Consider the following 13,415-nt stretch of genomic DNA (forward strand, 5'->3'; position numbering starts at 1 on the left):
CGGGCGTGGAGCGGCGGGGAGGGCTATTGTCCCTGATTCAGGCCCGGTAGTGACGGCCGTTGGCCGTCAATCAGGGAATGACGGCCAGCGGCCGTCACTACCGGGCGGTCAATCCCGCAATGACGGCCAGCGGCCGTCGCTACCGGGCGGTCCCTCCCCTGCTCAGGCCTCGGGCGGCACCTGATCGGCGTTCAGCGTGCGCGACTGCCGCTTGGGCACGGTGAACGGGGTCGGCGTGGGCACGCCCGGCAGTGAACTGCCGAAGGTCATGTGCGCGCCGGCCCTGAGGTCGCCGCCGGCCATTTCCAGCTGCAGGCGCTCGGCGTCGCGCTCGCGGATCTGCTCGGCGATGTCGCGCGCATCGTCTTCGTCCGCACCCAGTTCCATCAGCGCGGCCTGGCCGAACATCACCGCCGATTCGAAGGTTTCGCGGATCTGGAAATCGACGCCGGCATGGATCAGCCGCAGCGAATGTTCGCGGTCGAACGAGCGCACCAGCAGCTTGGCCTGCGGGAACTCGTGGGAGACCAGTTCGACGATGCGGTCGGCCTCGGCCGCATCGTTGACGCACACCGCGATCGCCCGGGCGCTGCCCGCACCGGAGGCATGCAGCACGTCCAGCCGGGTGCCGTCACCGTAATAGATCTTGAAGCCGAAGCGCTCGGCGCTGTGGATCATCTCCACGTCGTTGTCGATGATGGTCACGTCCACGTCGCGCGCCAACAGCGACTGGCTGGCGACCTGGCCGAAGCGGCCGAAGCCGATCAGCAGCACGCTGCCGGACAGCCCTTCGGCGGTTTCCACGCCTTCCATGCTGACCACCGCAGGCGCGGCAAAATGCTTGTGCGCCAGCACCACCAGCGGGGTCAGCGCCATCGAAAGCACCACCACGGCAGTGAAGTTCGCATTGATGTCGACATCGATGACGCCGGCACTGGCGGCCGCGGCGAACAGCACGAAGGCGAACTCACCGCCCTGCGCCATCACCACGCCGCGGTCCAGCGCCTGCGCATGGCTGCTGCCCATCACCCGGGCCACGGCATAGATGCACAGTGCCTTGGCCGCCATCAGCGCCAGCACCAGCCCGACGATCAGCGGCCAGTTGCGCGCCACCACGCCCAGGTCCAGCGCCATGCCGACGCTGAGGAAGAACAGTCCCAGCAGGATGCCGCGGAACGGCTCGATATCCGCTTCGATCTGGTGCCGGAAGGTGGATTCGCTGAGCAGCACGCCGGCCAGGAAGGCGCCCATCGCCATCGACAGGCCGGACAGCTGCATCAACAGCGCCGCGCCGAGCACCACCAGCAGCGCGGCGGCGGTCATCACCTCGCGTGCCTTGGCGGCGGCCAGGATGCGGAACAGCGGATTGAGCAGGAAGCGCCCGACCAGAACCAGGCCGACCACCGCGCCGGCGCCGATGGCCACCGAAAGCCAGCGCGACCCTTCGCCGTCGGCACTGCCGGCCGAGGGGCCCATGAAGGCGACCAGCGCCAGCAGCGGCACGATCAGCAGGTCTTCGAACAGCAGGATGGAGACGATCTTCTGGCCCGGCGGCAGCGCGATGTCGCCGCGTTCGGCCAGCAGCTGCATCACCACCGCGGTAGAGGTCAGCACGAAGCCGGTGGCGCCGATGAAGGCCACCCGCCACGGCAGCCCGAACAGCTTGGCGACCAGGGTCAGCACGATCGCACAGGTGGCGATCTGCGCCGTGCCCAGCCCGAAGATCTCCTTGCGCAGGCTCCACAGGTGCGAGGGCCGCATCTCCAGTCCGATCACGAAAAGAAACATCACCACGCCGAGTTCGGCGGTGTGCAGGATCGCCTGGGGATCGGAGAACCAGCCCAGCCCAAACGGCCCGATCGCCAGGCCAGCAGTGAAGTACCCCAGCACCGACCCAAGGCCGAAGCGCCGGAACAACGGCACCATCACCACTGCCGCGCCCAACAGGGCGACGACCTTGACCAGTTCACTGCTTGCAGCTGCTTCCACCGCCATGCGGCCATTCCTGTGATGCGTTGAAGTGCGTCAACGATAGGGCATGCAGGTCGCAATCAATAGCACGTGGGTTGCGGTTCATCGTTCCGGATATGAAACAAGCACCCGAATCATCGCGGTCATCGTTGCGGATTTGAGCAGAACGCAGCGTAGTCGATGTAGCCGGGGAAGGCCTGACCGGGCGCGCAGGCGGCGCAGTGGGGATCCGGCGACAGCCGGGTTTCGCGGAAGCACATGGACAGCGCATCGAAGCGCAGCAGCCGCCCGGTCAGCGGTTCGCCGATGCCCAGCAGCAGCTTCAGCACTTCGGTAGCCTGCAGCACGCCGGCCAGACCGGGCAGCGCGCCCAGTACCCCGGCTTCGGCGCAGTTGGGCGCGAATTCCGGCGGCGGGGGCTGCGGGAACAGGCAGCGGTAGCACGGCGCCACGCCACGCTGGCGACCGGCATCGAACACACTCACCTGACCGTCGAAACGCTCGATGGCCGCGTATACCAGCGGCGTGGCGTGCTTGATGCACGCATCATTGAGCAGGTAGCGCAGCGGGAAATTGTCCGAACCGTCCAGCACCACGTCCACGCCGTCCATCAAGGCGTCGATGTTGGCCGACGTCGCGCGTTCGGCGATGGCCTCGATGGCGATGGAAGGGTTCAACGCCAGCAGGCGCTCGCGCGCCGAATCGACCTTGTACTGGCCGACGCTGGCTTCGGTGTGGACGATCTGCCGGTGCAGGTTGCTGCGCTCCACGCGGTCATCGTCGACGAAGCGCAGCTGCCCTACCCCGGCGGCGGCCAAGTAGAAACCGGCTGGCGAGCCCAGGCCGCCGGCGCCCAGCACCAGCACGCGCGAACGCTGCAGCAGGCGCTGACCATCCACGCCGACCTGCGGCAGCAGCAGGTGGCGGGAATAGCGGTCATGGAAATCGCGGTCTTCGGCGCTGCCGGCTGGCTGCACCAGCGGCAGCTGCTGCAGGCGCCAGGCGACGGTGCCACCGGCCACCGAGGCGACCTGCGCGTAGCCTGCGGCATGCAGGAACTGCACGGCATCGGCAGAGCGCTTGCCGGTCTGGCAGATCAGCAGGATGTCCTGTTCCCGGCGTGGCAGGTGGGTTGCCGGGGCCGCCTGCAGATCGGCCAGGGCGATGCCGCGCGCGCCTTCGGCCATGCCGCCGGCGCGCTCGTGCGGTTCGCGCACGTCTATCAGTACGGCGCCTTCGGAAAGGCGCTGCAGGGCGAGTTCTGGAGTGATTTCAGGAATGCGCATGGCCACATTATCGGCCATCGATGCCGGATGAGGTCGCAGCGCCGGGCCATGCTCGGCGGAATCCTGCCGCGCACGGCCCGCTGCGCTCGCCGACCATGGGTCGGCGCTACCCCTCGTCGCGAACGGGCCTCAGCGGCCCTTGACGTGCTTCATCAGGCGGCGCTTGGCCTTGACCTGGCGTTCGGTCAGCGGGTTCTTCTTGCCTTCGTACGGGTTGGACCCTTCGCGGAAGATGAACTGCACCGGGGTGCCGACCAGCTTGAAGCGCTTGCGGAAGAAGTTTTCCAGATAGCGCTTGTAGGTCTCCGACAGTTCCTTCAGGCGCGTGCCGTGCACGATGAAGGTCGGCGGATTGGCGCCGCCCGGATGCACGTAACGCAGCTTGGACACATGGCCCCGGATGGTCGGCGGCGGATTGGCGGTGTAGGCCATTTCCAGTGCCTGGTTCACTTCGCTGGTGCTGAACTGGTGGTTGGCCGAGTCATGCGCGCGATGGATCGCGCTGAACAGCTCACGCAGGCCGGAGCCGTGCATCGCCGAGATGCGCACCGACTCCGCCCACGGCACGAAGCCCAGGCGCAACGACAGCTGGGTCTCTGCCTGCTCGCGCTGGTAATCGGTCAGCCCGTCCCACTTGTTGATCGCGATGACCAGCGCGCGGCCGGCATCGAGCACCGCGCCCAGAACGGTCGCGTCCTGGTCGGTCACGCCTTCATGCGCGTCCAGCATAAGCACCGCGACCTGGCACTGTTCGATGGCCTGCATGGTCTTGACGACCGAGAACTTTTCCACGGCTTCGTCGACCCGACCACGACGGCGCAGGCCGGCGGTGTCGATCAGGCGGTAATCGCGACCCTCGCGTTCCAGGTCTACCGAGATCGAATCACGCGTGGTGCCCGGCACTTCCGAGGCGATCATCCGCTCCTCGCCGAGGATGCGGTTGACCAGCGTGGACTTGCCCACGTTGGGGCGGCCGACGAAGGCGATGCGCACCCGGTTCGGGTCGTTGTCCATCTCTTCGGCGCTGCCCTCTTCAGGCAGCCGCTCGACGATTTCCTCGAGCAGGTCGTCCAGACCCTGGCGATGGGCCGCCGAGACGGTCAGCATTTCGCTGAAGCCGTAGCGCGAGAACTCCGCGCGCACGGTGTGCTCGTCGGTGCCGTCGATCTTGTTGATCAGCAGCACCTTCGGCTGCTGCTGCTTGCGCAGCCAGGCCAGGATGTCATCGTCCAGCGCAGAGGTGCCATCGCGCGCATCGACCACGAAGACGATCAGATCGGCTTCTTCGGCGGCGGCACGGGCCTGGCGCGCGGTGGCGCCGGCCAGGCCTTCTTCTTGTTCGGCGATGCCGCCGGTGTCCACGATCAGGAAGTGATTGTCCTCGTCCAGGCGACAGACACCGTAGTTGCGGTCACGGGTCACGCCGGGCTGGTCATGGACCAGCGCGTCGCGGGTGCGCGTGAGCGCATTGAAGATTGTGGACTTGCCGACATTCGGCCGTCCGACCAGGGCGACCAGGGGCAGCATCGCGTTTACTCCGTAATTAATTGGCCAACCGGAAAGCGGTCAGCTTGCCTTCGATGTTCTGCACCAGCAGGACCCCGTCGGCGACTATCGGTTGGGCCTTGACGGTCCCGCCGGTCTTTGCCCGGGCGGCCATCGCGCCATCGGACTGTTGCAGCCAGTGAACGTAGCCGTCGAAATCCCCGACGACCACGTAATCGCCCTGCAGCGCCGGGCCGGTCAGCTGGCGCCGGGCCAGGCCGGTCTGCGACCAGCTGGCCGCACCGCTCTGCTTGTCCAGGCCGAACACACCGCCCTGGTTGTCGGTGACGATCACATAGGACGAAGACAGCGTGACGCCGCCTGCTCCACCGTGGTCGCGCGTCCACAACGGGCGCCCGGTCGGACCTTCGATGGCGATGGTCTGGTTCTTGAAGCTGCTGGCATACAGCGTGCTGCCTTCCAGCACCGGAGCGCCGTCGACATCGGCCATGCGATCCAGTTCGGTGCGCCCTTCCGGGTTGCCGACCACCTGGTCCCACAGCGTGCGTCCATCGGCAGCGCCCAGCGCGGCCAGGGTGCCGTCATCGTTGCCGACGAACACCACGCCCGGGCCCTGCACCACCGGCGCGTTGCCGCGCACGGTCAGCATCGGCAGTTCGCGCGGGTTGAACCAGCGCTGGGTGCCGTTGGTCGCGTCGAAGGAGGTGATGCGGCCATCGTTGCTGCGCACGAACACCATGCCCTGGCCGACGGCCGGGGCGGAAATCACTTCGCCGGGTACCTTGGCGCGCCACTTTTCAGTGCCGTCAGCGGCATCCAGCGCGATCACCTGGCCGTCCAGCGTGCCGATGACCACCAGGCCATCGCCCACGCCCGGACCACCGGAAAGGCGCAGCTTGGGCTTCTTCTTTTCCTTGGCCGGCTCATACGTCCAGACCTTCTTGCCGGTCTGCAGGTCGATGGCATGCACGCCGCCGGTGATGGCAGCGGCAAACACGCGGCCGTCGGCGACTGCCGGGCCCTGGCGGACGCCGATGCGCTCTTCGCCCTTGCCCAGGTTGACCGTCCACAGCTTGTCGACCTTGACGGTGGCGTCGAACTTCACCAGTTCCACCGGCTCCTGCAACTTCTTGGCTTCAGCGTCCTTGCCGGCGAACCAGCCCTTGACCGTGCTGCAACCGGACAGCGCCATGCCGAGCATGGCAACCGTGGCAACCCGCTTGAGGATGACCATCTGACTCATTAAACCGACTCCTCAGTCGCCGCGACGGTGCCGCCGGCGTCCATCAACTTGGTTTCCAGCAGGCGCCGCTGCGGCGCTGCCACGTCCAGCGTCTTCAGCGCTTTCTCATACTGCCCACGCGCTTCGTCGCGCTTGCCGGCGGCGATGAGGGCATCGCCGTGGATTTCCAGCGAAGCCGGGTCGCTGGCGCTGCCCAGCAGGGTGATCGCTTCGCTGCCCTTGCCGGTGGCCACCAGCAGGCGCGCGATGCGCTGGTCGACGACATGCTTGAGGTCGCCTTCCACGGTCACCGCGCGCAGGGTAGCCAGCGCGTCATCGTTCTTGCCCGCTTCCACCTGCGCCTTGGCCAGCTGCAGCGCAGCCAGTTCGGAATAGATGTTGGACGGACCGGCGTCGAGCGCCTTGACCGCCTTGCCGGCGTCGTCGAGCTTGTTTTCCTGGATGCCCTGGAGCACTTTCTGGTATTCGACGTTGGCCGAAGCCAGCTTGTTGCCGTGCTCCTGCTGCCAATAGCCCCAGCCCCAGATCGCACCGACGGCAATCGCCACGCCGCCGATGATGCTCAGGCCATTCTTCCGCAGCCAGGTGCGGACGCGTTCACTTTGTTCGTGCTCGTCGAGCAGGTCGTCGATCGCCATGCGTACTCTCGCCCTACCCGAGCCGGAGGCAAGCTCGCCGGGGAGGACTGTTCAATGGGTTGTGGATTCCAGCCCGGGCCTCAGTTTGAAACCGGGACCACGGAGCCTTCAGAGGATACCGTAAAGCGTGCGACGTTGGCTCGCCGATACGGGCCAAGATCGATGATGGCGCCGTTCTGCTGAACCTGCACCTGCGCAGCGTTGCCCAGCACCACCCGGCCCACCTGGCCCGGCGTGAAGCTGCGCGACTGGCCGGCCTGGACCAGCGCCTTTTCCACCGTGGAGCCGTCCGGGGCGGTGATTTCAATCCAGCTGTCACCGCTGAACTGGAGGCCGAGCGCGCCCTTGCCAGCGGCCGGTTCACTGGCCACCGCAGGACGCGGTACCGGCGTCAGCGAGGCCATGTAGGGCTGGGTTGCCGGCCTGGCCGGCGCGGCGGCCGGGGCGGCCACGCGGGGGGCATCGTCGTCGTTGCGCGGCGGAGCCACTGCCACGGTCGCCGGAATCACATCCAGCGACGCGGTGCTCGGGCCCTGCCCGTCCGCATCCAGGTGGCTGCGGGTGGCGAACCACACCGGCACCGCCAACGCGGCGGTGATGCCCACGTACAGCAGGCGGCGACCGATGCTTTCGGCGATGCGGCGTGCACGCGGGGTATGGGTGTGGCTGACCAGGGTCGGCGGCACGATCGGGCCGACCTGCGCCTGTTCCAGCACCTCGCCGACATCCACCCCCAGCAGCCGCGCATAGCTGCGCAGCTGGCCACGGACGAACACCGGCGCGCCGAGGCGCTGCCATTGCTCTTCTTCCAGCGAACGCACCACCTGCGCCGGCATGTGCAGGCGCTGGGCCACATCGTCAAGCGTCAGTCCTGCCGCTTCACGGGCCTGGCGGAGGCGTTGGCCACAGCCGGCTGCCGTCTCGAAAGCGTTCACGGTCTGGTTGTCAGTCACAGTGCTTCAACCCTTGGAATTGAGGTCCGCATCCTGCGGAAATTCCTGTCGAATCCGCTGCTGGTAGCGCTCAGCTGCTCGCTGATCACCCAGTCGCGTCTCTATTTGCGACGCCAGTTGTAACACGGAACGCGTTGGCGGTGCAGCCGCAAGCCGGCGCTCGGAGAACGCACGGGCTTCCATGTAACGGCCATCGTCGAAGGAAAGCTGGGCCATGGCATCCAATGCCTGGGTATCACGCGGGTCCTGCGCGAGCGCCGCACGCAGGTAGCGTTCGGCCGCGACCGGCTGCCGGGCGCGCAGCGCGCAGGCGCCGGCGTTGGACAACGCGACACCGGGGCTGGCGTAACCCGGCGCTGCGATGGCGCGCTCGAACATGCCCAGCGATGCCTGGGCATCACCGTGCTGGCACATCCAGGCCGCGTAGTTGTTCAACACGTCGCCGCGCTCCGGGGCCTGCGCAACGGCGCGTTGCAGGAGTTCACCGGTACGCGGACCCTCACCGCGACGGTCGGCGATGGCGGCCAGCAGCAGCAGCGCGTCGGGACGCTCGGGAATGAGTTTCTGCGCGGCACGCGCACGTTTTTCCGCCGACGCCAGGTTGCCGCTGCCGAAGTCCGCCCCGGCCAGCGTCAGCTGGCTCTGGTACTGGTGCAGCTTGCGGATGCGGCCGTCATCCTGGGCCACGTAGGTGGGCGCCACCGCCAGCTGCGCCTTGGGCAGCTTGACGCCCTTGGAACCGCTGTTGCAGGCGCTCAGCGCCATCACGCAGAGCGCAACGAAGGCAAACGACAGCGGGCGGTCAGGCCGCCGCATCACGTCCGGCCCCATCCTTGAGCGACTCGTTGAGGATCTTGTTGAACTCGGCCTGGCGGCGGGTGCGGTCCATCACCTGCCCCTTCAACTGGCCACACGCCGCATCGATGTCGTCGCCGCGCGTGCGACGCACCATGGTCAGCACGTTGCTGTCCAGCAGGATGGTCTGGAAGGCGCGGATCTGGACCTCGTCCGAACGCTCGTAGCGGGTGCCCGGGAACGGGTTGAACGGGATCAGGTTGATCTTGCCCGAGCCCTTGGCCTGCACGGCGTTGTCGAACTGGCGCATCAGCCGGGCCAGCGCACGGGCGTGCTCGGGCTGGTCGTTGATGCCCTTCATGAGGGTGTATTCGAAGGTCACCGATTCGCGGCGCTTGTTGGCGCGCAGGTAGCGCGCGCAGGACGCCATCAGATCGGCGATCGGGTATTTCTTGTTGAGCGGCACCAGGGTCTCGCGCAGCTCATCGGTCGGGGCATGCAGCGAAACGGCCAGCGACACATCGCTTTCGGTGGACAGCCGGTCGATCTGCGGCACCAGGCCGGAGGTGGACAGGGTCACGCGCTTGTTGGCCAGGCCGTAGCCCAGGTCATCACGCATCACGCTCATGGCGCGCACGACGTTGTCGAAGTTCATGAGCGGCTCGCCCATGCCCATCATCACCACGTTGGTGAGGCGACGCTGCTTGTGCGGGATGTTGCCCAGGTGGCGCGCGGCCACCCACACCTGGCCGATGATCTCGGCGGTGGACAGGTTGCGGTTGAAGCCCTGCGTGGCGGTCGAACAGAAGGTGCAGTTCAGCGCGCAGCCGACCTGCGAGGACACGCACAGCGTGCCGCGGTTCTTGTCCGGGATGTACACCGCCTCGATGGCGTTCTTGCCATCGGTGCCCATCGCCAGCAGCCACTTGTGGGTGCCGTCGGCGGACGGTTTTTCGAACACGATGTTCGGGACGAGGACCTCGGCATGTTCCTGCAGCTTGGCGCGCAGGTTCTTGCCGAGGTCGGTCATCTCATCGAAGTCGGTGACGTAGTGATGGTGGATCCACTTCATCACCTGGTGGGCCCGGAACTTCTGTTCGCCCAGTTTTTCGACGAAAAAGCGCTCCAGGCCCGCGCGATCGAGGTCGAGCAGGTTCTGCTTGCCAGCCGTGGGTGCCGACTTCGGCAGCGGCTGGATGGCGGGTGTCTGTACGACCTCGTTCACGTCGACCTCTTAGCGGGAGACCACTTCGGTAGCGGCAAAGAAATAGGCGATTTCGTTGGTGGCGTTCTCGACCGAGTCCGAGCCGTGGGCGGCGTTGGCATCGATGGATTCAGCGAAATCGGCGCGGATGGTGCCCGGCGCAGCTTCCTTCGGATTGGTGGCACCGAGCAGGTCACGGTGGGCCAGCACGGCGTTCTCGCCTTCCAGGGCCTGGATCATCACCGGACCGGAGATCATGAACTCGACCAGTGCGTTGAAGAACGGACGCTCGCGGTGCACGGCGTAGAAGCCTTCTGCTTCACGGCGCGACAGCTGCTTGTACTTGGCGGCAACGACCTTCAGGCCAGCCTTCTCGAAGCGGGCGTAGATTTCACCGATGACGTTCTTGGCAACGGCGTCCGGCTTGATGATCGAAAGGGTGCGCTCCAGCGCCATGGTGGTATCTCCGAAAGTCCGGGCCACTCAAGGCCCGAGGGTAACATGAAAAAAACCCGCGTCAAAACGCGGGCTTAGCCTGATAAACGTGCGCGGATTGTAACGCCTCGCTCCCTTCCACGGTAGCCCCGGCCATTCATGTAAGGGACGTGGATGAACGGCGGCCCCGGCATGCTGCGGCGCACAATGCACTGATTCGTGGGCGGGTCTAGTATCAAACAATCGTTTGATTGAACCTGTCCCGCCCCATGGCCAAACCCGCCCACTTTTCCACCAAGGACCGCATTCTCGGCGCTGCCGAGGAGCTGTTCGCGCTGCATGGCTTTGCCGGGACCTCGTTGCGCCAGGTGACCACCCAGGCGGACGTGAACATCGCGGCGGTCAACTACCACTTCGGTTCCAAGGAAAACCTGGTCAACGAGGTGTTCCGCCGGCGCATGGACGAGATGACCGCCGCGCGCATGGGCCAGCTGGAAAAAGCCCTCGGCAACCACCCCGGTGAGCTGCGGCCGGTGCTGGCCGCCTTCGTCGAACCGGCGCTGGCGATGGCCCAGGACCGGCAGAGCGGGGGCGCCTTCGTGCGGGTGATCGCCCGCGCCTACGCCGAGAAGAACGACAACCTGCGCCGCTTCCTCTCCGACCACTACGGCCACGTGCTGCGCGATTTCGGCCGCGCCATCGCCACCTGCGTACCGGGCCTGAGCAAGGAAGAGCTGTACTGGCGGCTGGACTTCCTGGCCGGCTCGCTGACCTACGCCATGGCCGACTTCGGCCTGATCAAGCGTCCCGCCGGTGTCACCGAAGAAGCCCATCGTGCACAGGCCGCCCAGGAACTCATCCACTTCGCCGAGGCCGGTTTCCGCGCCGCGGCACGCAGCGAAGGCAGCCCTACGCCTTCGACCCCTGCTCCCTCCCTTTCCACCCAGTAACTGCTGACCAACCAAGGCTTATCGACATGTCCAATTCCCTGCCAGTCCGCCGCGCCGCCGTGCTGGGTGCCGGCGTCATGGGTGCCCAGATCGCCGCCCACCTGACCAATGCCGGTGTCGACACCGTGCTGTTCGACCTGCCCGCCAAGGAAGGTCCCGCCGACGGCGTGGTGATCAAGGCGATCACCAACCTGACCAAGCTGAGCCCGGCCCCGCTGGCCAGCAAGTCCTACGCCGAATCGATCACCCCGGCCAACTACGAGACCGGCCTGGAACAACTGCGCGACTGCGACCTGATCATCGAGGCCATCGCCGAGCGCATGGACTGGAAGCAGGACCTGTACAAGAAGATCGCCCCTTTCGTGGCCGATCATGCGGTGCTGGCCTCCAATACCTCCGGGCTGGGCATCAACAAGCTGGCCGACGTGCTGCCCGAGCAGCTGCGCCACCGCTTCTGCGGCGTGCATTTCTTCAACCCGCCGCGCTACATGCACCTGGCCGAACTGATCCCGGCCACCACCACCGATGCGACGGTGCTGGAAGCCCTGGAAGCGTTCCTGGTCACCACCCTGGGCAAGGGCGTGGTGTATGCCAAGGACACCCCGAACTTCATCGGCAACCGCATCGGCGTGTTCTCGATCCTGTCCACGATCCACCACACGCAGGAATTCGGCCTGGGCTTCGACGAAGTCGATGGCCTGACCGGCCCGCTGGTCGGCCGCCCGAAGTCGGCGACCTACCGCACTTCAGACGTGGTCGGCCTGGACACCATGGCCCACGTCATCAAGACCATGGGCGATACCCTGCCCAACGATCCGTGGCATGAGTTCTTCAAGTCGCCGAAGTGGCTGGACGCGCTGATTTCCAAGGGCGCGCTGGGCCAGAAGACCGGCGCCGGCATCTTCCGCAAGGTCGGCAAGGACATCATGGTGCTGGACCTGGAAAAGCAGGACTACCGTCCCGCCGACCGCGGCGCCGCTCCGGAAGTGGTCGAGATCCTGAAGATCAGGAACCCGGCGGAGAAGTTCGCCAAGCTGCGTGAAAGCCAGCACCCGCAGGCGCAGTTCCTGTGGGCGACCTTCCGCGACCTGTTCCACTACAGCGCCTACCACTTGGCCGACATCGCCGAGACCGCGCGCGACGTCGACCTGGCCATCCGCTGGGGCTACGGCTGGTCGCTGGGCCCGTTCGAAACCTGGCAGGCCGCCGGCTGGAAGCAGGTCGCACAGTGGATCGCCGATGACATCGTGGCCGGCAAGAGCATGAGCAGCGCGCCGCTGCCGGACTGGGTGTTCGATGGCCGCGACGGCGTGCACGCCGCCGAGGGCAGCTACAGCCCGTCGCGCAACGCCAAGCTGCCGCGCTCCGCGCTGCCGGTGTACCAGCGCCAGCGCTTCCCGGATCCGCTGCTGGGCGAGACGTTCGCCCCGGGCGAAACCGTGTTCGAAAACGACGGCGTGCGCATGTGGCACGACGGCGACGGCATCGCGGTGGTCAGCTTCAAGACCAAGATGAACACCGTCTCCGACCATGTGCTCGATGGCCTGCAGGAAGCGATCAAGCGCGCCGAGCAGGACTTCCAGGGCCTGGTGATCTGGCAGCAGAAGGAGCCCTTCTCCGCCGGTGCCGACCTGGCTGGTGCACTGGGCCTGTTGCAGGCCGGCAAGGTCGAGCAGTTCGAAGAGATGGTGCACAACTTCCAGCGCACCAGCCAGGCGATCAAGTATTCGCTGGTGCCGGTGGTGACCGCGGTGCGCGGGCTGGCGCTGGGCGGTGGCTGCGAGTTCCAGATGCACAGCGCCAAGAGCGTGGCATCGCTGGAAAGCTACATCGGCCTGGTCGAAGCCGGCGTCGGCCTGCTGCCGGCCGGTGGTGGGCTGAAGGAACTGGCCGTGCGTGCCTCGCAGGCCGCTGGCCCGGGCGGGGATGTCTTCGCCGAACTGAAGAAGACCTTCGAAACCGTGGCCATGGCCAAGGTCTCCAACTCGGCCGTCAACGCACAGGAGCTGGGCCTGATGCGCGCCACCGACAAGGTGGTGTTCAACAGCTACGAGGCCCTGTACATCGCCAAGGCCGAAGTGCGCGCACTGGCCGAAGGCGGCTACCGTCCGCCGATGCCGGCGCGCCGCATCCAGGTCGCCGGTGACGTGGGTATCGCCACCTTCAAGATGATGCTGGTCAACATGCTGGAAGGCCGCTTCATCAGCCCGTACGACTACGAAATCGCCGTGCGTATCGCCACCGTGCTGTGCGGCGGCGAAGTGGACCGCGGCACGCTGGTGGACGAAGAGTGGCTGCTGACCCTGGAGCGCAAGCACTTCGTCGAACTGGCCCAGCAGGAAAAGACCCAGGCCCGCATCGCGCACATGCTGAAGACCGGCAAGCCGCTGCGGAACTGACGGAAGACATCGGTAGTGCCGGCCGCTGGCCGGCA

11 protein-coding genes are annotated in these 13,415 nt (G+C 66.5%); 2 read left to right on the plus strand and 9 right to left on the minus strand.

Annotation, left to right across the window (positions count from 1 at the left end; all coding sequences use genetic code 11):
- Positions 1 to 162 precede the first annotated feature (162 nt).
- The 9 genes from QE373_RS10530 to ndk all read right to left on the minus strand — a co-directional run bounded on the left by QE373_RS10530 (position 163) and on the right by ndk (position 10,052).
- Positions 163 to 1,995 carry a monovalent cation:proton antiporter-2 (CPA2) family protein gene (locus QE373_RS10530; protein ID WP_309686198.1) on the minus strand — a complete coding sequence of 611 codons (1,833 nt, stop codon included), beginning with the start codon at positions 1,993 to 1,995 and terminating at the stop codon, positions 163 to 165.
- Positions 1,996 to 2,114: 119 nt separating this feature from the next.
- Positions 2,115 to 3,275: a molybdopterin-synthase adenylyltransferase MoeB gene (gene moeB, locus QE373_RS10535; protein WP_309686200.1), complete on the minus strand. Its 1,161-nt coding sequence runs from the start codon at positions 3,273 to 3,275 to the stop codon at positions 2,115 to 2,117.
- A 111-nt stretch (positions 3,276 to 3,386) separates the two neighbouring features.
- Positions 3,387 to 4,784, minus strand: a complete 1,398-nt coding sequence (gene der / locus QE373_RS10540) for a ribosome biogenesis GTPase Der (RefSeq protein ID WP_057506702.1) — start codon at positions 4,782 to 4,784, stop codon at positions 3,387 to 3,389.
- 16 nt (positions 4,785 to 4,800) lie between these two features.
- Positions 4,801 to 6,006, minus strand: a complete 1,206-nt coding sequence (gene bamB / locus QE373_RS10545) for an outer membrane protein assembly factor BamB (RefSeq protein WP_057506701.1) — start codon at positions 6,004 to 6,006, stop codon at positions 4,801 to 4,803.
- On the minus strand, positions 6,006 to 6,644 hold the full coding sequence (locus QE373_RS10550; RefSeq protein WP_309686205.1) for a tetratricopeptide repeat protein: 639 nt from the start codon (positions 6,642 to 6,644) through the stop codon (positions 6,006 to 6,008). Before QE373_RS10550 ends, bamB begins: the two co-directional genes overlap by 1 nt.
- Before the next feature lie 80 nt (positions 6,645 to 6,724).
- Entirely contained in the window at positions 6,725 to 7,597 is an 873-nt protein-coding gene (locus QE373_RS10555; RefSeq protein ID WP_185000531.1) for a RodZ domain-containing protein, read from the minus strand.
- A 6-nt stretch (positions 7,598 to 7,603) separates the two neighbouring features.
- Positions 7,604 to 8,413 carry a type IV pilus biogenesis/stability protein PilW gene (locus QE373_RS10560; protein WP_309686209.1) on the minus strand — a complete coding sequence of 270 codons (810 nt, stop codon included), beginning with the start codon at positions 8,411 to 8,413 and terminating at the stop codon, positions 7,604 to 7,606.
- A complete protein-coding gene (gene rlmN / locus QE373_RS10565) occupies positions 8,400 to 9,617 on the minus strand; it encodes a 23S rRNA (adenine(2503)-C(2))-methyltransferase RlmN (protein WP_057506697.1) in 1,218 nt (405 codons plus the stop codon). Before rlmN ends, QE373_RS10560 begins: the two co-directional genes overlap by 14 nt.
- Positions 9,618 to 9,626: 9 nt before the next feature.
- The gene (gene ndk / locus QE373_RS10570; protein WP_042615376.1) at positions 9,627 to 10,052 is read right to left on the minus strand and encodes a nucleoside-diphosphate kinase; all 426 of its coding nucleotides are present in this window, start codon (positions 10,050 to 10,052) and stop codon (positions 9,627 to 9,629) included.
- A 248-nt stretch (positions 10,053 to 10,300) separates the two neighbouring features.
- Here ndk and QE373_RS10575 point away from each other — a divergent pair, with 248 nt between their 5' ends.
- Positions 10,301 to 10,981 (plus strand): TetR family transcriptional regulator, encoded by a 681-nt coding sequence (locus QE373_RS10575; protein WP_309686214.1) that lies wholly within the window; start codon positions 10,301 to 10,303, stop codon positions 10,979 to 10,981.
- 26 nt (positions 10,982 to 11,007) lie between these two features.
- A complete protein-coding gene (locus tag QE373_RS10580) occupies positions 11,008 to 13,380 on the plus strand; it encodes a 3-hydroxyacyl-CoA dehydrogenase/enoyl-CoA hydratase family protein (RefSeq protein WP_309686216.1) in 2,373 nt (790 codons plus the stop codon).
- Positions 13,381 to 13,415 lie beyond the last annotated feature (35 nt).

This window comes from Stenotrophomonas sp. SORGH_AS_0321 (assembly GCF_031453215.1).
GTDB lineage: Bacteria > Pseudomonadota > Gammaproteobacteria > Xanthomonadales > Xanthomonadaceae > Stenotrophomonas > Stenotrophomonas chelatiphaga.